Below are 21,190 nucleotides of genomic sequence, written 5' to 3'. Positions count from 1 at the left end.
TCTGGCAGGGCCCGCTTACCCTCCAGGGATCAGCGCCGCTTCCGCCGCTTGCCCACGACTGCGCCGAGCGTTCCGACCAGGCTCAGCAGGATCAACCCGAGCGCTGTCACGTTAGTCGTGGCCCGGTCCCCCGTCTGTGGCAGCCGGCCGACCGTTTTGGCCGGGCGCGACTGCGGGGCGGCCTTCACGGTTGGTGCTGGTGCCGGTTCTGTCGCCGGTTCTGAATCTGTATCTGGACCCGGATCTGTACCCGGCTCAGGGTCGGCCTTGACCGGCACATAACGCACGATCTCTTCCGTCGTGCCTGGGCCGGCAACCTGGCGTGCGGCAAGGCTGGTCTGCGTGGTCACGAAGCCCTGCACGAGCGGGCTGGTGACGGCTGGGAACGTGTTGGTAGTGTCCGCCTGCCATGGTGCGTAGACGACGGTCACGTTACCTGCCTCATCGAAAGTCAGGGTCGCACTACGGTGGAAACCGAGCGTCACCGTCACACTTGGGGCGAGCGTGCGGCCGTTCTGATCGCGGTAATGGATCGTGCGGATCGCCTGCTGGTTGAGGGCCTTGGCGTCCACCCCTGCTGGGTACAACGGGCTGTTCGGATCATCCACGATCCGCTCCCCAGCCGTGCCTGGCTTATCCGGTGTCACCGTGATCGTCTGTGGGTAGTAGGCCAACAGCTCTTTCCAAGCACTCTGCGCCGTGATCTCTTCTTCCGTCAGCGTGTGCGCTGCCGTCGCCGCTTTGAGCGGCAGAACGCCGTCAAAGTGCGGGGCCGCGAGTTGCCCGAAGGTGTGGCCGTCAGCGTCGACTGCCTGCCAGCTACCATAGGTCACGACCGGCGCCCCGCCGGCCACGTACTTGATCGTCGCGTCGCGCTTGAACGTCAGGGTCTGCGTGACCGGCTGACCGAGCGTCGCGCCGGTCAGCACATTCACGTAGGTGACCGTGCGCGTGACGGTCTTATTCAAGTCCTTAGCGGTGACGCCAGACGGGTACTTCGGCCCGGCCTCTTCCCCTTGGGTCACCGAATCGCCTTCCTCGTGCGGCTGCTCCGGGGTGACCGTCACGAGTTCCGCGTAGAACCGCACGGTCACCGCTGGCGCCTGGCCGGCTTCGATCTCTGCCGGCGTCGGGGCGTAGGCCGCCACTGTCTCGCGGTCGGCCACTAAGCCGGCCTGGGCAACAACAACATGCGCAGCGAAGGTCGCCGACGTCACCGCAGTCCAATCACCATAACTGACTGTCGCGTCTGTGCGGGCCTCGCTGAAGGTCAGCGTAGCCTCACGGGTGAAGGCCAGTGTTTGAAGTTCGCGCGTGATCTCAACCCCCGTTGTGGCATTCAGGTAAATGATCTCCCGGGTCACTGTTCGGTTCAGATCCTTAGCGGTCACGCCGCCTGGGTACGTCGGGCCGCCGATCTCCGGGAAGATCTCCGTGCCTTCTTCACCAGGTTTCTCCGGCGTCACGATGACCGTTGTCGGGTAGAAGTAGACGGTCTCCGCGAACGGAACGTCCTCGTCCAGTTCTTGTTGCGTCGGTGCGTATGCCGCCACCACATCTTGGCTCGCCAATCGGTCTGGCCGGGCCACCACATCGAAGCGGTCAAACGCGTCATCATCTGCCGTCCAGTCCGTGTAACCCGTGAACATCGCCTTGCCATCCGCACCGATCGCCAAGTTCGCCTTCCGGGTAAAGGTCAGCGATTGCGTTGTCGCAAGCGCTTGATCGCCTGTGATCGCGTCAACGTAAGTGATCGTGCGCGTAACGGTCTTCGTCAGGTCCTTGGCCTCCACGCCGGCTGGGTACTCAGGCCCCGGGATCTCAGGGAAGATCGCCTCGCCGGTCACCCCTGGATTATCCGGGCCAACCGTGACCGTCGTCGGGTAGAAGTATACCGTCACGGCAAAGGTTCGGTCTCCGTTGAGCTCATCTTGCGTCGGCGCATACGCCGCCACCGTTGCCGCACTGGCGATCCGGTCCGGCTTAGGCGCCACGTCGAAACTCGCAAAGGTATCTTCGACGGCGGTCCACTCGGAATACCGATCGAACGTCGCCGTGCCATCTGCGTTGACCGTCAGTACCGCGGTCCGCGTAAACGTCAGCGTTTGCGTCGTTGCCAGTGCCGCATCACCTGTCATCGCATCCACATAAGTGATCGTGCGCGTGACCGTCTTCGTCAGGTCCTTGGCCTCCACACCGGCCGGATACTCAGGCCCCGGGATCTCGGGGAAGATCCCCTCACCGGTCACCCCTGGGTTGTCCGGTCCGACCGTGATCGTCGTTGGGTAGAAATAGACCCGTTCGATCAGCACCGGCCCCTCACTGTCAAGCTCGGCCTTCGTCGGCGTGCGCTCGGCCACTGTGTTGCGGTTCGCGACGCGGTCGGGCTGCGGGGCAACGGTGAAGCTAGCAAAGGTGTCCTCGGTCGCGGCCCAGTCGCTGTAACCAGTGACGGTGACCGTGCCATCTGCGTTGATCGCGAGCGTCGCGGTGCGCGTGAACGTCAAGGTCTGCGTCTCTGCCAACGCCTCCACGCCACTCACCGCATCGTGGTAGATGATCTGGCGCTCAACGGTTTTGGTCAGATCCGCTGTATCGGTCCCCGCCGGGTACGTCGGGCCGTCGATGCCCGGGAAAATGTCCTCGCCCTCTGGTCCCGGCCGATCTGGCGTCACCGTGATCGTCGTCGGGAAGAAGTTCACCGTGACCGGTAACTCATCCCCCGCAGCGATCTCCGCCTGTGTCGGCGTCTGGGCCGCCACGGTCGGCTGCAACGCGATCACACCGTCGAAGCTCGGCACTGCGATCTGCTCAAACTCACTCGCCTCGTTATCGACCGGTGTCCATGCGCTGTAACCCGGGGTCGGCTTATCGGCGATCGTCGTGTAGACTAGCGTGGCCGTGCGCTTAAAGTTCAGCGTCTGCGACGCCGTGCCCAGCACCGCACCGGTCTGCACGTTGACGTAGGTGATCACCCGGGTAAGCGTTCGGTTCAGATCATCTGCTGTCACACCACTTGGATAGACTGGGCTCGGTCCCTGGGGGAAGACCGCTTCTTCGGCGATCCCCGGTTGGTCCGGCGTGACCACGACGATGCTTGGGTAGTACCACACGTCTTCTGGATCGACCTGGCCACGCTCGATCTCGTCTACGGTCGGCACAGCCGCCGCGATCTCAGCCTTATCGGCGATCATGTCGACCACCGTGACCGGCGTGTACTGATCGAACTCACCGTCCTCCCCGGCGACCGCGGCCCACTCACTGTAGGTCGGGGTTGGTAGGTCGGTCACACTCGTGTAGGTCAGGGTCGCTTCACGGTCAAAATGCAACGTCTGCGTGATCGTCTCGATCACTGCCCCTGTTGCCCCGTTGATCCGCGTGATCACGCGCGTCACGGTCTGGTGCAACGCGTCTTCATCCACACCTCCCGGATACTTCGGCCCATCGACCTGGTCGGTGATCACCGGATCACCGGCTTTGGCCGGCTTGTCCGGGGTGACGGTCACGGTGGTTGGGTAGTAGGTGACTTCTACCACCAGTGGTACCTGATCATCAAACTTGTCCTTAGCATTCAGAAATGCGAGGCCATCCCGGTCAGCAACCGCCAATAGATCTGCAAAGTAATCTGCCAGCGTCGGACTCGTCACTGTATCAAACAGGTCCTTCGTCACTGCACGCCACGGATGGTAAACCACAACTCCGGTCGCTTTGGCCAGCTCCTCATCCGTTTCACCCGTCCAGGTGACAGTGGCCCCGCGCTCGAAGGCAAGCGTCAGCGTTGTCTCAGCTGGTGCAGGAGCGCCACCATCGCTAACAATGTAGCGACCGATCAGAGTCACCGTCACATTCAGATCCGCAGCGGTCAACCCTGCCGGGTATTGCTGCCCCAACGTATCCTTGGAGTTGGTCAAGTCGCCCGCATTTTTCGGCCCAGTTGGATCATCGACAGCGACTGGGGGTTGCGGCCCGATCTCCAGCGTCTTATATGGTGGCATGCCGTACAGCGCGATCCGAGAAATGATTGGTGCGAGTTCTGTTTGGGTCAGATCCAAGGCGATCGCGGCAATTTCTGGATCTAACGGAACGTATTCATCTCCTTCATCATCGTAAAGCGTTTCAGGTAACGTCACGGCTGCAAAGTTATCGTCGGTCACGCCTTGCCAATCGGTATAACCGACTGCCCCCGTCTGAAGGTTCAACGTTGCCTGGCGCGTAAAGTCCAACATCTTCTCCAGCGGTCCCCGAACTGTGCCATTCTGATCACTGTACAGTGTTGTATTTCCGTTACGCCGGCCCACGAAAGTGATCTGCTCAATCACTGCCGTGTTCAGATCCTTCGCCGTGAGACCACTCGACCACTCTGGGCTATCTGGATCTTCAGAATTGATGACCCCTTCGTCCCGAGGATCGTCTGGGTTGATTGTGACCATGACCGGATAGTAGAAGACCTTCTGCTCGATCGGAGTTCCCGCCTCGACCTGGTCCTGCGTCGGCGTTAGCGCCGTCGTCGTCGGCTTGGTTGTGAATAGATCCGGCAGCACTGGCGACTCCTGGCTCACAAACTCACTCGCAGCAACCGCCGTCCAGTCGCCATAAATCACTTCTGGCGCCTCACCAGTCAAGTTACCTTGATCATCCAACGCATACTTGATCGTTGCGCGCCGACTGTAGGTCAGTGTCTGGGTGACGCTACTGGTGACGGGCGTCGTCCCATCCATTCCGTTCAGGTAGTGGATGATCCGGGTAAAAATCCGATTCAGATCGTCCGCTTTGACGCCATCTGGGTATTTTTGAACGCCAACGTAGTCTGGGAAGACGTCATCGTCTTCATTCTTCGGATCATCTGGCGTGACAACAATCTCAGCGATCGGCTTTCTGACATAGTTGACGGTCTCGGTCACATTAGCCAACTCACCGTCCTTTAGCGGCGACGTCGGCGCAAGTGTCTGCTTATCTGCGGTCAGGTCATTCAAGGTCGTTGGGATGGCAGTAAACGCAGGGAACTGATCAGCCGTGACTGGCGTCCATTCCCCATAGATGACCTCCCCACTCTGTAAGTTGACTGTTGCGACACGGTTGAAGTCGAGACTTCCGGCCACCACACTCGGCTGTAACTCAGTGTTCTTGACGGGGTCCACGAACCGGATCGTCTGCGTCACGGACCGGTTCAGATCATCCCGCTGAAGACCCGATGGGTATTCAGGGCTGAACTCATCATCCGGATTCAGCTCATCACCTTGAGTCACTGGCTGATCAGGTTGAATCGTCACGGTGGTCGGGTAATAGTTAACATGTTCCGTCAAGTCAGCGTCACTCGCACCGACAGTCATCGCGGACACCTTCGTCTGCAATGTGAACAACTCCCCGATCTCCTTATCCGCCGGATCGAGCACCACTTCTTGGAAGGTCTCTGTCACCGGCTGCCAATCCCCATAGGTGACCACGGGTAGCCCATCTTGAACGAAGGTCACAGTGCCGACACGTTCAAATTTGACAGTTTGAACTGACAGTTCACGAAGAACCGTTCCGTTAAGGACATCCCAGTAAACGATCGTCCGCGTGAGCGTTCGGTTAAGGTCATCCGCCGACACACCAGCTGGATATCTCGGACTTTCGTCATCGTCTGCAATGGTCGCCGTTCCCAAGGTTTGTGGCTGATCCGGTGTCACCGTCACAACGGCCGGATAATACTTGACTGTCGTTACTTGAGGTCCGGAATCGCCATCTACCGTCCCTCCAAGCAGAGACCCCTGGGTATGCACGTAGTCTGTGATGTCAGGGACTACATAGTCCGTAAACTTCTCCGTAGTCTCCGGTGTCCAATCTGCATACGTCTTTGTCCCATCCGTGTTGACCGTTACGGTGCGCGTGAACTTCAGCTCTGCTGGCACGTATCCCGGCACGGTTAACGGCTGACCCGTCAACGCATCGATATGGGCAATGGTCCATGTGACCTCTGCGCTGACTTTTTCACTACCTGGATTCGCCGGGGTAAACACATTGCGAGTGTAGATCACTTCGAACGTTAGATTATCTGTTGGGCGCAAGCTTGTCGTTCCAGGCGCAGGACCAACTGCAACAATTTCGTCCTGACTCGCCACATATTCCGGAATGACTGGTGTTGGGAGCGCCAGGTAGCCGCTCAGCTGTCGATAAATGATTGCCTCAACCGGCGCACTCAACTGATCCCCATATGCTTGTGCGTACAGATCTGTGATCTGTTCCCAGGACGCGGTCTGGATCACGAACGGTTCTTCCGGCTCAACGGCACCGTCTTCCACAACGTAGCGGATCCCACGCCGGATCGACAATGGTTCAACCAGTAGCTTATGCCTTAGTTCGACGGTCACGGTCTGTCCTGGTTGAGCGGTGAACCGCTCATTACCATCAACAATCGACCCATTTTCATCCGCCATATTCGCCGCATCTATTTCTAAATGATAAGATCCAGTAGCGGGACCAACTGTGATCAAAGTATCACCATAATGCGTTGGGTCAGTCTGCGTCTCTGTCGTGTGAATGACCGCAATCACACGCCCACCATCGTTCATATCAATATAGCGAATGTGAATTAGCGTGTCAGTGTAAGTGACAAGTCGATCGATCTCAGTCGTCAACCCATTCAATGTGACGGCGAGCGAATCACCTGTCGCAGTGGTCCTGTTAAGTTGAATCGCTTGGTCCGTGCCGTCCCCGACCGGTACGTCATTCACTGTGATCACCACAGCTGCGCGCCAACCGGCCGCCCAGACTGGGTCTCCGTTGTCTGGCATCGGCATGTTCGTGCCTAGTGCTGCGACCAGCTCAGTCCCAGCTACATCAGGCGTCCAAGCACCGAGACTGACCGTCGTATCTCCCGACTCAACATCAAGCGTCAGGATCAACTGGCGAGAAAAATCGATCGTTTGTCGCTGTACCGCTGCTGTGACTGGCATATCAAAAGTTGTCGTCACCGTCACAGTGTGCACCAATTCGGTCTGAGGATAGTACCAGACTGTGCGGGTCAAGTCAGCTGTCTCCGGGGTCGTCGTCACTGCCTCGATATCGCCAGCGATCACAAACCCATCCTTCGAAGGCCCGATCACCGCCTGAAATGTCGACTGTGACGGTTCCCAATCTGCCAGTGTTGGTGTCGCCACTAACTGCCCCGCGGTATCATAGTCAAACCGGATGATCCCACCGCGCGTATAGGTCAGTTCAAATACGTCGTCATCATAGACCTCATTCCCTGTACTGGCGTCGATATAGCGCACTGTCTCTTTGATGACCCTAGTCAGCTCTGCGGTGCTGACCGACTCAGGGTAACGCCGTGGATCTTCATCGTCCCCAGAGACTGCGTCGCCTTCATCAGCACCGATCCCAGGTTCTATTCTGACCTGGTCGGGGAAATACACGATCGTTTCCTCATAACTGATCGTTGGATTGTTGAGGTCAGAAGCCGAGACGGTCTGTACCTGCGAAGCAAACTTGCTTGCGATCTTAGTCATGATCGACGGTGAGACGATCGCTGCGAAGGCATTCTCCGTCACCGCTGTCCAAGCAGTGTAACCAACCACGCGCTTCGTCTCTAAATTAACTGTTGCAACGCGTGTGAAGCTCAATGTCGTGGCAGAATCCGGTGCCGCTTGAGTCCCATCGTCATTCACGTAATGAATAGTCTTTGTGACCTCTCGGCGTAGGGTCTCCAGCGCAACTCCAGTGGTATTGGAATCATCAGGCCCGATCGTTGCAAACAGCGGATTATAAATCACATTGACAACGCGCGCCGGTGCTGTGGGGTCTGTGACCGCCAACGCGCCCACAGTCTTAGTTGTCGTATACTTGTCTCCAAGATTAGGCGAGCCAACCGCCACAAACGTGCTACTAGCATCCGCAGTCCAAGCACCGTAGTCAGCAGCCATCGTCGTTGGATTCAAAAATCCTGACCGTGTGAAATTCAATGTCTGCGTCACAGATGGACTGACCGTATTGCCCGCCGCATCGCGGTAATTGATCGTTCGCGTTGCTGTCGCATGCTGAACAATATAACCGCCCGGTTCATCACCAAGTGTGTTGGACTCAACGACATATAGGTCCTGATTAGCCGTCAACCCAATCGCGGCGAGGTTGACCGACCAAGTCCCGTTTAACCCGACGGTGGTCTGCACGGTCTGAGACCCACCGATCGCACGCACGGTGATCGTATCCCCAGTCGCGGTCCCAGTCCCACTGAGCGTGGCAGCATTCGTTAATGGAGAAGTGATTTTTGGAGTCAGTTGGTAGCTCGTCGGCGCGTCAAAGTAGGCAAGAATCACCGAAGGTTGAAAATCTTGCGTGCCAGCATACGGTGCCAAGGGCGTTTTGAAGTACACCATAACGCCCTCAGCCCCAATGTTATTCGCCCCGCCACTCACAGACACTGATGCGGACAACGTCAACGTATGCCAGGTATAGACAGACATGTCCCCCTGAAGTGAGTTAGTCACTGTCGGCTTGGTCGGATCCGCCGTGTATCCAGCCCCAATTGGCGCAAGGTTTAGGCTCGGATAACCGATCACGTTGAACGCATAATTATGGATCGTTGTATTGCCGACAACCGTACCGACCGGGATCGTCACAGTGATAACGGAATTTGGCGTCAGCTGTATGACGCCGTCTACTTCCCTGACATTCGTGACGTTCAGTTGGTAATTCGGTACGATCGGATGGCCACGATAGTCAAGATTAGTCGTTGTGATCTGCGCCTGTGTCAAATTAGCGCTGTTGCCGATCCACCTCGTGATCACACGATACTGCCCGTTAGTGCTCGTCGCATAATTCGACGCACCTTCGATCGACGTTGTAAGCGCCAGCGCGGCGAGCCGTGCTTGCTCGCGGATCGCCGCACTGTTGTTGATATTCCGAGGCGCAGTGATCACACCCGCGGGCGCTGGAACGGCCGCTGCTAATGGCGCCGGCGCCGGTAGCGGCTCCGCCGCGGCAACCACTGTTGGTTCTGCTGCAGTCGTGACGTCCGATGCCGGTTGCTCTGGCGTACTGGCTGAGTTTGCTTCTGGCGTCGGCGCCGCTGATGTCGCCGCTTCCGCTGCGGCTAGGGCCTCCGGTTCGGGATCGGCGGTCGCCACTGCCGGTGCCGCTTCGGCCTCATCGTGCTCAGTGCTGGCCTCGACCGGCGGCGCGATTGCCACATTGCTAGATGCGGACACCACGTCGTCCACTTGATCCGGGACCACATCACTCGCCTCAGCAGACGACGTCTCATCCTCTGCCTTCACCGCACTGATCGGCGGTGCAACGGCCTCATCCGCCCGCACGATCCGCGGGGCGGTGAAGGCGCCCAGTCCGAAGACGACCGTCATCAGGCCAGCGACGACCCAGTTGCGCCCACGCTTATACAACTTGTAACGGACGTGCGTTTCCGCCGTGTCCCTTACCACCCGTTCGTGCTGCTTATTCAACTTTTCTAACACGACAAGTTCCTCCCTCCCAGACGGGAAATTTTCGATCAACATACCGTTTAAAATAACACTGATAAACGGTACAGCAGAGTATATCACCTCGCCAAAAAAGCGGATACATTGCCCCAAGCCAAATCGTCAGATCAACCGTCTGTCGGTAACGATCGTGTGCAAGATCACGACGCAATATGATCCCGATATATAACAAAAACGCTGATTGAGTTGCTGTCATTCACCAGCAACTCGATCAGCGTTTCGTCCCCTCAACGGCGCCCGAATTTGGCGTCATTATCGAGATATTTATTTTGTCATGCGGTCGATCTGGCCTGAACGATACTGCCAGGGTATTGCCCCCGTGATAATGTCAGATAACGGTCAACCCGCCAAAATGAAAATTTTCTTTCTCATCGTTTTCTAACAAAAAAGCCCTCAAAATGAGGGCTCTTCATCGGTCAGCGGTCGCTTACTTCTCGACGCGACGGACCATCACATTGTTGGTGGAGCCTGGTTCGTAGAGCGGCAGGCCGGCCACGATAACGACTGCGTCACCTTCGGCCAGGACGCCATCGGCCACAAGCTTGGCTTCTGCCTTCGCGACGAGGGCTTCGAAGTCTGCCCCTTTTTCGAGGACCATCGGGGTCACGTTCCAGGACAGCAGCAGCGCAGAAGCGGTGCGTTCGTCGTAGGTCACCGCGGTGATCGGCGCTTCAGGCTTGAGGCGGGAGATCTGACGCGCGGTGTAGCCGCTAGCGGTCAGCGCGATGATCGCCTTGGCGTTGACGCGTTCTGCAGCCGTAACGGCAGCGATCGCGGTGGTGGTGGTGATGGAGCCAGAGGTCTTCAGCTCTTCAAGCACTGGGGAGTGCAACGGGCGCATGCGGTCGGCCCGTTCGTCGATGACCGCCATAGTGTGGACGGATTCGATCGGGTAGTCCCCGTTCGCGGATTCGCCGGACAGCATGGTGGCGTCGGTCCCCTGAAGGACGGCGAAGGCCACGTCGGTCACTTCAGCACGCGTCGGGCGTGGGTTCTCCTGCATGGAGTCAAGCATCTGCGTCGCGGTGATGACTGGCTTGCCGACGAGGTTGCACTTGTGGATGAGCATCTGCTCAACCGCCACAACCTCTTCGTAAGGGATCTCGATCCCCATGTCGCCACGAGCAACCATGATCCCATCGGACATCTCGAGGATGGCATCGACGTTGTCGATCCCTTCTTGAGATTCGATCTTTGGGATCACCATGAGGTCCTCGCCGCCGACTTCAGCCAGCACGTCGCGGATCTCTTGCACGTCGCTCGTCTTGCGGACGAAGGAGGCGGCGATGAAGTTCATGCCCTGAGCGACGCCGAAGCGGATGTCATCCTTATCCTTTTCGGTGATCCCCTTCAGCTGAAGGGAGACACCAGGGGAGTTGACACCCTTCTTGGAGCCAAGGATCGCTGGGTTCTGCACTTCCAGGATCAGGGCGCGGTTCGCTGCGTCTTTGTCAACGATGACCGTGTCCAGCAACCCGTCGTCGAACAGCACGTGGTGGCCGAGCTCAACATCGTCGTACAGGCCGCCATAAGTGATGTCGATGGCACCCTTGTGGCTCAGCGCACCGGTGTTCATCGTCAGGGTGATCTTGTCGCCCTTGTCGTATTCCACCTTGCCGCCGTCGGTCGTAGCGGTCGTCCGGATCTCAGCACCCTTGGTGTCGAGCATCAGGCCGACCTTGACGCCGGTCTCCTTCATCGCCTGCTTGACCAGGTTGATACGGCCGAGCTGTTCCTCGTGGTCACCGTGAGAGAAGTTGAACCGGAAAATGTTAGCACCGGCGCCGATTAGCGCCTTAATCGTTTCCAGGTCATTGGACGCAGGGCCCAAGGTGGAGACGATCTTCGTCTTACGCATACTTGTATTCCTCCATATAGTTGTGGCAGTTGCCGTCTAATGCGTGATAAGCATCACAGCCTAATTCTAAGGAATTTCGGCTGTATTTACAAACTTTTTAGGGATTCCGCGAAAAAAATGCCCCCGTTGCCGGCGCCGACCGGTCCGCCGCCGGCAAAAAGCGCCTGGCGCCACCACTTGGTGTCCCCAGGCGCTCGTGTCCGGATCGCTCAGTCCGTCAGCGCGAACCGCTCGATGGCGGCCGCTAGCCCACCTTCGTCGTTGGTGCCCGTCACGTGGCCGGCGGCAGCCTTGGCGATGTCGCTGCCGTTGCCCATTGCGACGGCGGTGCCGACCGCGGCGAACATCGCGAGGTCGTTGCCTTCATCCCCGACCGCCATCAGCTCGTCGCGCGTGAACCCGAGCAGCGCGGCTAGGTCGCGCAGGGCCTGGCCCTTGTCCACGCCGGCCTGCATCACCTCGAGGAAGTAGCGCCCAGCGCGAATGACCGAATAGTCGGCGTCAAACGCCGCGTGCACCGCGGGTTCTGCGGCGTCCAGCTGGGCGGGGTCCCCGACGAAGAGGCCCTTGGCGATCGCAAAGTCCGCCGGCAGGTCTTCCGGGTCGCGGATCAGGATGCCCGCTTGGTTTTCCAACGCCTGGACCACGGTGATCGCGTCGACGTCACGGTCGGCGGTGTAGATCACACTGTCTTCATCCAGCACGTTGAACGGCAGGTGCTGCGCCTTGGCGTACGCCGTCAGCGTCTCGTAGCCGGCGCGGTCGATCAGGCGCTTCGCGACGACCTGCCCGGCGACGGTCTCGATCACCGCGCCGTTGTAGGTGACGACGTACTGGTCGGGCCCGGTGATGCCGAGCGCGTCGAGGAACGGCTGAACGCCGGCCAGCGGGCGGCCGGTGCAGAGCACGACCTTGATTCCACGCGCCAAGGCCGCGGCGACCGCCGCCTTGGTGCTCGGCAGGATGGTCTGGTCAGAGGTCAGTAACGTATCATCGATATCTAATGCGATCAGCTTGATCGACATGGTCAACACTCCTTGTCTTCGAGGCGCGCACGATGGGGTCTGAACCCGGTGCGTTCAAGCCCCATCCCACTTAGTTGCTGAGGTCCGAGCCGTTCGTGGCGATCACTCGTTGGTACCAGTAGAAGGAATCTTTCGGCGTCCGGGCCAGTGTTCCGTTGCCGCGGTCGTCGCGGTCAACGTAGACGAAGCCGTAACGCTTCTTCATCTCGCCGGTCCCCGCGGAAACCAAGTCGATGCAGCCCCACATCGTGTAGCCCATCAGCTCGACCCCATCGAGGGTGACGGCATCGCGCATGGACGCTAGGTTGGCCTGAAGGTACTCGATGCGATAGCTGTCGTGGACCTTGCCGTCCGCCGTGAGCTCGTCAGCCCATCCGATCCCGTTTTCCACGATCCACAGCGGCTTGTGGTAGCGGTCGTACAGCTGATTGAGCGCAATGCGCAGTACCTGCGGGTCGGTCGCCCAGCCCCAGGCGTTGGTCTTCAAGTACGGATTCTTCACCCCGGTCATCAGGTTGCCGGCCGATTCACCGACGTCGTCATGCGTCGTCACAACGTTGGAGCCGTAACAGGAGAAGCTCAGGAAGTCGGCCGGGTACTGCGCCAGCAGCTCGTAGTCTTCCGGTGTGTCGGCCAATTCGATGCCTTCGCGCGCGTATTTTTGCAGCTGGTACTTCGGGTAGTGGCCACCGGTCTGCACGTCGGCATAAAAAAGCGTCGGCTGCATCGCCAGCAGTGCCTTGAGCTGATCCGCTGGGTCCGGGGTGAAGGCGTACAGCGGCCCGTACGCAAGCATCTGCCCGACCTGGAGCGCCGGATCGATCGTGTGGGCCGCCTTCACGGCCAGCGCACTGGCGACGAACTGGTTGTGCGCGCCCTGCGCCTTGTTCTGCGGCGTTCCGTCGACGATCCCCCCGGCCATGAACGCTGAGTGTTCCATCATGTTGATCTCATTGAAGGTCAAGTAGTACTTCACCTTACCGACGTAGCGCTTGAACACGGTGGTCGCGTAGCGCACGAAGAAGTCGATCAACCGGCGATCAGTCCAGCCCCCGTACTTGATCGCCAGGTGCAGCGGCGTCTCGTAGTGCGACAGGGTGACCAGCGGCTCGATGCCGTACTTCGCGCATTCGTCAAAGACCTGGTCGTAGAAGCGCAGCCCTTCTTCGTTCGGCGTCGCGTCGTCCCCGTTCGGGAAGATGCGCGCCCAGTTGATGCTGAGCCGGAAGCACTTGAAGCCCATCTCGCCCATCAGCGCGATGTCTTCTTTGTAATGGTGGTAAAAATCCGTCGCGGTGTGGCTCGGATAGTACTCGCCATCGATCACGGCGGGTTCCGCGCCTTCCGGGACCTGGCGGCCGCCGGCAAACAAGACGAACGGCGTCGACCCGGTCTCACCGGTCGCCGGATCGCGCCATGTCACGCGCCGCGGCTGGTCATAGGCGCCGGCGGTCAGCACGTCCGACGTGCTCAGCCCCTTGCCACCGTCCAGGTAGCCCCCTTCGTACTGATTCGCAGCGGTCGCGCCGCCCCACAGAAATTGCTGGTCAAAAGCCATGCTATCCCATCCTTTCAGTGTCACTATCCTCAGTGTACCAAACCGAGCCGGGTGAATGGGACGTTTTTGCAAGCGGTTGCGGTCAGAATTGACGGCCTCAAAAAAGCCGAAAGCGAGACGACTCGGCTTTCGGCAAAAAATATTTATCCGTATCAACCGCAGGCCCCAAGCCCGTCAAACACCTCAAGATAAAGCGCCGTGACATTAAGCGATGCGGCCAATCCTATTCTTGGAGGTTGAGTGCGACCCCGGAGCAGCTAGACACCCGTACGAGTTCGTGGTAGAGCGCAGCCAAATCGCGATCTGTCAGCGTCTGAAGATAGTCATCCAACGCGGTCCCCTTCAGCGTGGTCAGCCTGTCGGCCAGCTCACCCTTGAAGTCATAGCCATTGATTGGTCGCTTGATTCGTTCATCAAGCACGGCCGACATCGCGGCTTGGGTCGCTTGAGAATCAGACTGTGGTAAGTCGACCACGCCGCCATCGCTGATTGCGCATGTCGTCTGGACGCCACGGTCGACGACGATGACGCGATGCTTGCGTTGGACAGGCAGAATCGTCGTGTCCCCGGTCACGGACAGGCTGACTTGATTGATCTTCGCGTTTAAGTGCAGCGTTGACACGACACGTCGATCACCGTCGTCTTCGACCATCGCGAACGTATTGTCCGCACCAGGGTAGACCCACCAGTCGATCACATCCGGTAATGCGGTGCCGAAGTCTGCAGATTGATCGACGCCGACCATCGGCACGATCGCACCGGCCTGAACGAAGACCGGATAGTCTTCCAGCCGGCGGTTGACGGTCATTTCGGTATTGCCCGGATAGTGCCAACCGGTCGTCATGTCCCGCCAGTCGCCTTCTGGGAACCACATCTTCACAGTCCCGTACTGAAGCGCGGGTCGCTCTGGAGTCGTGATCGGCATGACCATCATTTGAGTCCCGAATCGATACTGGTTACGGTACTGATACGCTCGGTCATCGCGCGGATAAGCATAATACATCGGCTCGATCAACGGATCACCTTGCTCATGCGCCCGCACATTCATCGTGTAAAGATACGGGACTAAGCGTTGCCGTAACCGCAGATACTCAGCCATGGTCTGGTGATAGCGGGCATCAAATTTCCACGGTTCTTTGCCAGAATAACGGTTAGCTGAACTATGCAGCCGGTTGATCGGGCTGAAGACCCCCAGTTGAACCCAGCGCGTCGTGAGTTCCGAATCGCGCGTGCCGCCCATGTGACCACCAATGTCGTGACTCCACCACCCATAACCGATATTGGAAGCAGTTACCGTGAAGTACGGCTGAAAGTCCAAAGAACGCCAGCTGATGATCGTATCACCTGAGAAGCCGACCGGGTAACGGTGACTACCAGGGCCGGCATACCGTGAGAGAATTAATCCGTCGGCATGATGCAGTTGGTGATCCAGATAGTGGTAGTGGTTGAGCAACCACAGCGGATCGACATCCGCGGCGCGGGACACCGTACCTTGCTGCCAATCGATCCACCAGAAGTCGACGCCTTCTTTTTCAAGTGGATGGTGCACCAGCTCGAAGTACGCGCGGCGGAAGTTGAGGTTCATCAAATCAAAGGACGCAGGTTCCCCTTTGACTTGATCCAGATCCAGCGCCTCGGCCACTGCTGGATAAGCCGCTTCAAACGGACGGATCCCGTCAGCCGGGTGCACGTTGAGGCTAGTTTGCATTCCGAGCGTGTGCAACTTGTTCAGGAACCGGGCTGGGTCCGGGAATAGCTGCTTGTTCCACGTGTAACCCGTCCAGCCACTGCCGCACTGCTGCGGAATGTCCGTCAGATGCCAGTCCATGTCAATCATACCGACGGATAGCGGAATCTCTTCGGCGCGGAACCGGTCCATCAGCTTCAGATAACTCGCCTCAGTATACGGCCAGTAGCGACTCCACCAGTTGCCTAAGGTAAACCGCGGCAGCAGCGGTGTTGCGCCGCTTAACCGATAAAAGTCATGTAGCGCTGTCTTGTAGTGATGGTTGTAGCCAAAGAAATACAGATCCGTTGACTGAGTCGCCTTGGCACTCAGGATCTGATCGTCAGCCAACAGCATGGTCTCGGAGTCATCCAGCAGCGCGAACCCCTCTCGGGAAATGATGCCATCCTGCAGCGGTGTCTCCCCGTCACAGCCGTCCAACGTCCGGGCGGTCCCTTTCAAGGTGTTCGGGTGATCGCCGTAACGGTACGTCCCGCCATAACGCTCGTCAGCCGGGGTCATCTGGATCACCAAGCCGCTCGGCGAGAAGGGCTGCTTATCATAAAACAGATGCAGTTCCTTCGTGATGATCTCAAGCTGGTCAGCTTTATCGATCACCGTGTAGTCAAAGACTGGAAAACTCCGGTTGGTGACCTGAATCGTACGCTGGTCAACGAACTGGCCCTGCGTTGAATATTCCAAGCGCAACAAACCGTCAGTTAAGACGGTGATGCGATAGTGCCCATCCGTCAATACATTGTTTTTCATTTTCATCCCTCACTCGGTTAGTTCGAGACGATTCCCATTTTAGGCAAAAGCAGGCCCTCGAAAGGACCCACTTTTGCCTATCAAGGCGTCGTCTATGCCTTCACTTCAACCACGAATGCCTCATACGGCCGCAACTGCCGCTCGCCACCAGTCAGTGCTGTGTCCGCATAATTGCTGATGATCAGCCGTTCAGCCTGATCCATCAACGTGAACGCATTCGGCTCCGCTGAGATGTTGGCAACAACCAGCCACCGATGACTTTGATCCGTCCGGTAGTAGGCAAACACGTCATCAGCGGTATCTTCCAGCAGCGCATAATCGCCCCAAACTACCAGATCATTCTGCTTACGTAGCGCAATCAACTGCTGATAGGTCGCCCAAACTGAGTCCGCATCGGCCACCTCGCTCGCCACGTTGTACTGTACATGGTTCGGGTTAATGTGTAGCCATGGCTTACCGGTGGTGAAACCCGCCCCATCGTTAGCGTCCCACTGCATTGGGGTCCGTGCGTTGTCTCGCCCTTTGACATTAATCGAGTGGATCACACCGGCTGGATCATAACCCGCTTGAACCCGTTCATTGTAAAGATTCAGGCTCTCAATATCATCAATCTCTGAGGCATCGGTGATTGGATAGTTCGTCATGCCGATTTCTTCGCCTTGATAGATGTAAGGCGTTCCTTTCATCATGTGCAGCAGGATCGCAAATAGCTTCGCGCTCTGGTCATGATAAGTCTGATCGTTGCCCCAACGCGACACAATTCGCGGCAGGTCGTGATTATTCCAGAACAGACTGTTCCAACCCCGCTCGCCTAACGTCGTCTGCCATTTGGAAAGGACGCGTTTCAAGTTGGGGATCGCCAGCGGTTGGAGATCCCACTTCTCACCCCCAGGCTGCTGGTCGAGCCCGCTGTGCTCGAATTGGAAGACCATTGACAGCTCATGCCGCGCCGGGTCTGAGAACAACTTGGCATTTTCAGGTGTTGCGCCCCAGGTCTCACCCACTGTCATCAAGTCTTTACCACCGAATGTGTTTCGATTCATCTCCTGCAAGTAATCGTGAAGCTTTGGGCCGTTGCCCGTGATCATCTTATCGGGTTCCTTACCGATCAAATCGATCACGTCCATGCGGAACCCACCGATCCCCTTAGCAATCCAGAAGTTCATCATGTCATAAACAGCGTGCCGCACCACTGGATTGGCCCAATTCAGATCCGGCTGCTTCGGGCTGAACAGGTGCAGATAGTACTGGCCAACCGTCGGGTCATATGTCCAAGCTGGGCCGCTAAACGTCGAACGCAGATCATTCGGAACATCCTGCCCTTCAACCGGATCGCGCCAGACGTAAAAATCGTGATACGGTGCATCTTTGGCTTTTCGGCCCTCTACGAACCAGCGGTGCTCATCGCTGGTGTGGTTCACAACCAAATCCATCACGATCCGAATCCCACGCGCCTTGGCTTCTGCAATCAGTCGTTCCATATCCGCCATCGTGCCGAATTCCGGCATGATCGCTTCGTAATCCGAAATATCGTACCCGTTGTCATCGTTAGGCGACGCATAGACCGGACTAAGCCAGATCCCTCCGACACCCAACTGTTGCAGATAATCTAAGCGTGAGATGATCCCAGGGATGTCGCCGACTCCATCCCCGTTACTATCTTGGAAGGAGCGTGGGTAAATCTGGTACATTACAACGTTCTGCCACCATTTACCAGTCGTCATTCAATTACCTCTTTTATTTACATTACATAGCTAGATCGCCGTTTATCCTTTGATTCCGCCGCCTTCGTTTTCCTTCACAAATGCTTTTTGGAAGGTGATAAAGATCAGCAGTATTGGAACCAAAGCGATAAGCGACGCTGCAAAAACCAATCCCCATTGCGTCGCATTTTGCCCTTGAAACATCTTGATCGCAATCGGCAATGTTCGTTTGGACTCTGTTTTTATAATGGTCAAAGCCGAGAAAAATTCATCCCATGAACCCATGAACGACAAGATGGCCAAGGTCGCTATCGAGGACTTGCACATTGGCAAGATAACGTGGCGCAAGACTGTCCATCGGCTACCGCCGTCAATATACACCGACTCTTCATATTCCGCGGGAATATCCTCGATAAATCCCTTTAGAAAGTACATGTTTCCTGCGATCCCGCCACTAACATAGAGCAGAATCAAACCCGTATAAGTATCGATTAGGTGCACAGCGTTCAGAACGGTATACTGTGAAACTAGCGATAGAACCGCTGGAATCATCATGGAAAAAATGTACAGGTTAAAGAGGATATTCTTACCCGTAAAATTGATCTTCGCAAAACCATAGGCAGACATCACCGACACAATAATAGTCAGCATCGTGGAGACTGTGGAGACAAATAAGCTGTTCATAAAAAATCTAGCAAAGTTGCTGGAAGTCCATGCAGATACAAAGTTACCAAAGTAAAACGATTTCGGAATGATCACCGGCGGGTAGGGCATTGTGTACGAATCCTCAGTCATTGCCGTTGCAAGCATGTACAAGAACGGGAAGATCGAGAACAGGACAAGACCGATAAGGATAACGTGAAGAAAAATTTGTAAAGAGCGTTGCTTTTTTCTCATTACTTCTCCTCCCGCATTAACTTTCGCTGAAGCAGCGTAGTTCCAATTACAACTGCCCCCATCACCAGTGAGACCGCCGACGAGTAGCCAAACTGGAATTCAGTAAACGCCTTGCTGTACATATAACTGTTTAGCGTTTCTGTTGTTCCCATCGGCCCACCTGCCGTGATCAGCATCACCTGTATCATTATGCCGAATGCCCCGATTGTCAGCTGAACCACCACATAAATCGTCGTTTTTTTCAACAAGGGCAGCGTAATGTAGAAAAACCGCTGAATCGGATTCGCACCTTCCAAGTATGACACCTCATACAGTTCCTTCGGCAAGGTCTGTATGGCCGCATTGTAAATAATAATTACCCAACCAACGCCTTTCCATATACACAAAGCCCAGATTACCGCACTGGCGGTCCATGTGTTCTGAAGCCAGGCGACAGGATGGCTGATCAGATTCAGTTTGAGTAGATAATAGTTAATCAGCGAGCCTTTAGTATCTTGGAACAGATACTTAAACAGGATTGAAACCACGACCCAGCTAGAGATTACCGGAATGTATAGCATCACTTTATAAAATAAACGACCATGGCTAACTCGATCGATCATGATCGCAATTACCAACCCAAGAATAAGCTGCCCTGGCACGGTAACTAGCACCGCAAGTACGGAGTTTCGTAATGCCAACATAAACGAGTCGCTATTACCGAATGTCCCGCCAGTTGCAAACATTGATTTGAAGTTTTCAAACCCGACAAATCGATTTTCAGAGCCTGGCATAATGTTGTAATTCGTGAATGCCATATAGACATTTTTAACCTGTGGATAGAAGATGAATACCGTGAAGAGAAAGAGCCCCACACCAATAAACATCAGCGCGGTCATATTCTCCCTTCGTTGTTTCGTGTGTGCCATTATGCCGTCTCCCATCCTACTCAGCTAGATAAGTATCAACCTTCATAGCGGCATCCTTTAACGTTGCTGCTGGATCGCCGCCTTTCACTAGGCAGTTCTCAAACGCTAATGAAATAGTCTTGTCGATTTGTTCCCACTTTGCCGATGGGATTCGCGATACTGCGGTGTCAAGCTGTTTGGAATACAGTGCCATCAATTCATTGTCCTGAACGACTGGCTTTTTGCTGGTTGTTCGGTTAACCGGTAGCATCTCGAGTTCTTTAGCGAAAATTGTCTGTGCCTTGTCAGAGGCCAAGTACTTTGCAAACTTATATGCGGCTTCCTTGTGCTTACTGCTATTAAAAATAACAGTGTTTTCCCCACCGATCACTTCGAGGCTACCCGCTTTACCTTTCGGAAAAAGCGCATAGGTCACCTGATTGGCAGTCTTTTTATTCGCCTGCGCATACCATGGACCGTCGTCGATCATCAGGTAATTTCCACCGTTCAGACCTTCCCAAGTCCCAAGGCCGCCAGTCAAGGACTTGCCCATATACCCTTTCTTATTCCACTCAACGAGCGTCTTCATCGCTTGAATACTAGCCTTACTGTCGAGATAACCCGTTGCCTTGGTGCTCTTTTTATTGGCAAATGTTCCGCCTAGTGAGTAGAAATACGGCATCAGCCCCCAAGAGCTACTCCCGGCCGGGCCAAAGACAAATGTCTCATCGTCCACAATACCTTTAGCTTTATCTATCAAGGACTTAAAATCAGTGGGCGGTGTTTTAAGTCCCGCCTTGGCCAGAAGTGCTTTATTATAGATTGCGACCCGCGTGTTCGTATCCAGCGGAATCCCGTAGTAATGACCCTCATAAAGATTAGTGCTCAGCGGTCCTTTGACTAGTTGCTTAGAGAACTGCTCAAAGTCCTTCTGTTTATCAATTTGATAAAATGCCCCTAACTTGGCGTATTTAGGAACCGCCGTAACTTCAACTCGTGCGAGATCCGGCGCACTATTGCCAGAAACCGCCTGAATAATCTGCTGGTTGTACTCATCACCGGAAGGCATCCGCGTCGCTTTTACCTTGATATTTGGATTAGCCTTCTCAAACGCAGGAATCACTTTCTGGTCAAAAACCTTGGTCTCCACATCCGAAAAAGTCTGCCACATCGTGATCGTCACCTTCTGATCAGATGACTGCTGAGGCGTCTGAGTTGACTTGCTTCCACATCCTGCAAGAATCGTGGCAATGAAAAGTGAGGTAAACATAAGCTGCTGTTTTTTCATTTTTATT

Annotated in this window: 9 protein-coding genes; all 9 read right to left on the bottom strand. The window is 56.2% G+C overall.

Going from position 1 to position 21,190, the window contains the following annotated elements; all coding sequences use genetic code 11:
- Positions 1-29: 29 nt before the first annotated feature.
- The 9 genes from HII33_RS01170 to HII33_RS01130 all read right to left on the bottom strand — a co-directional run bounded on the left by HII33_RS01170 (position 30) and on the right by HII33_RS01130 (position 21,183).
- Entirely contained in the window at positions 30-9,449 is a 9,420-nt protein-coding gene (locus HII33_RS01170; RefSeq protein ID WP_179393967.1) for a mucin-binding protein, read from the bottom strand.
- 451 nt (positions 9,450-9,900) lie between these two features.
- On the bottom strand, positions 9,901-11,331 hold the full coding sequence (pyk, locus tag HII33_RS01165; RefSeq protein ID WP_179393966.1) for a pyruvate kinase: 1,431 nt from the start codon (positions 11,329-11,331) through the stop codon (positions 9,901-9,903).
- A 209-nt stretch (positions 11,332-11,540) separates the two neighbouring features.
- Entirely contained in the window at positions 11,541-12,356 is an 816-nt protein-coding gene (locus HII33_RS01160; protein ID WP_179393965.1) for a Cof-type HAD-IIB family hydrolase, read from the bottom strand.
- 70 nt (positions 12,357-12,426) lie between these two features.
- Positions 12,427-13,914 carry a family 1 glycosylhydrolase gene (locus HII33_RS01155; RefSeq protein ID WP_179393964.1) on the bottom strand — a complete coding sequence of 496 codons (1,488 nt, stop codon included), beginning with the start codon at positions 13,912-13,914 and terminating at the stop codon, positions 12,427-12,429.
- Between the two features lie 223 nt (positions 13,915-14,137).
- Positions 14,138-16,408 carry a glycoside hydrolase family 31 protein gene (locus HII33_RS01150; RefSeq protein WP_179393963.1) on the bottom strand — a complete coding sequence of 757 codons (2,271 nt, stop codon included), beginning with the start codon at positions 16,406-16,408 and terminating at the stop codon, positions 14,138-14,140.
- 92 nt (positions 16,409-16,500) lie between these two features.
- Positions 16,501-18,132 (bottom strand): alpha-glucosidase, encoded by a 1,632-nt coding sequence (locus HII33_RS01145; protein WP_179393962.1) that lies wholly within the window; start codon positions 18,130-18,132, stop codon positions 16,501-16,503.
- A 42-nt stretch (positions 18,133-18,174) separates the two neighbouring features.
- Positions 18,175-19,008 (bottom strand): carbohydrate ABC transporter permease, encoded by an 834-nt coding sequence (locus tag HII33_RS01140; RefSeq protein WP_179393961.1) that lies wholly within the window; start codon positions 19,006-19,008, stop codon positions 18,175-18,177.
- Positions 19,008-19,916: a carbohydrate ABC transporter permease gene (locus HII33_RS01135; RefSeq protein ID WP_218841885.1), complete on the bottom strand. Its 909-nt coding sequence runs from the start codon at positions 19,914-19,916 to the stop codon at positions 19,008-19,010. Before HII33_RS01135 ends, HII33_RS01140 begins: the two co-directional genes overlap by 1 nt.
- Before the next feature lie 16 nt (positions 19,917-19,932).
- Positions 19,933-21,183: an extracellular solute-binding protein gene (locus HII33_RS01130; protein WP_179393959.1), complete on the bottom strand. Its 1,251-nt coding sequence runs from the start codon at positions 21,181-21,183 to the stop codon at positions 19,933-19,935.
- Between the last annotated feature and the right edge of the window lie 7 nt (positions 21,184-21,190).

Source organism: Lacticaseibacillus absianus (assembly GCF_013407595.1).
Lineage (GTDB): Bacteria > Bacillota > Bacilli > Lactobacillales > Lactobacillaceae > Lacticaseibacillus > Lacticaseibacillus absianus.
Note: the sequence above shows the minus strand (reverse complement) of the source record. Positions and strands in the feature narration are given on the sequence as shown.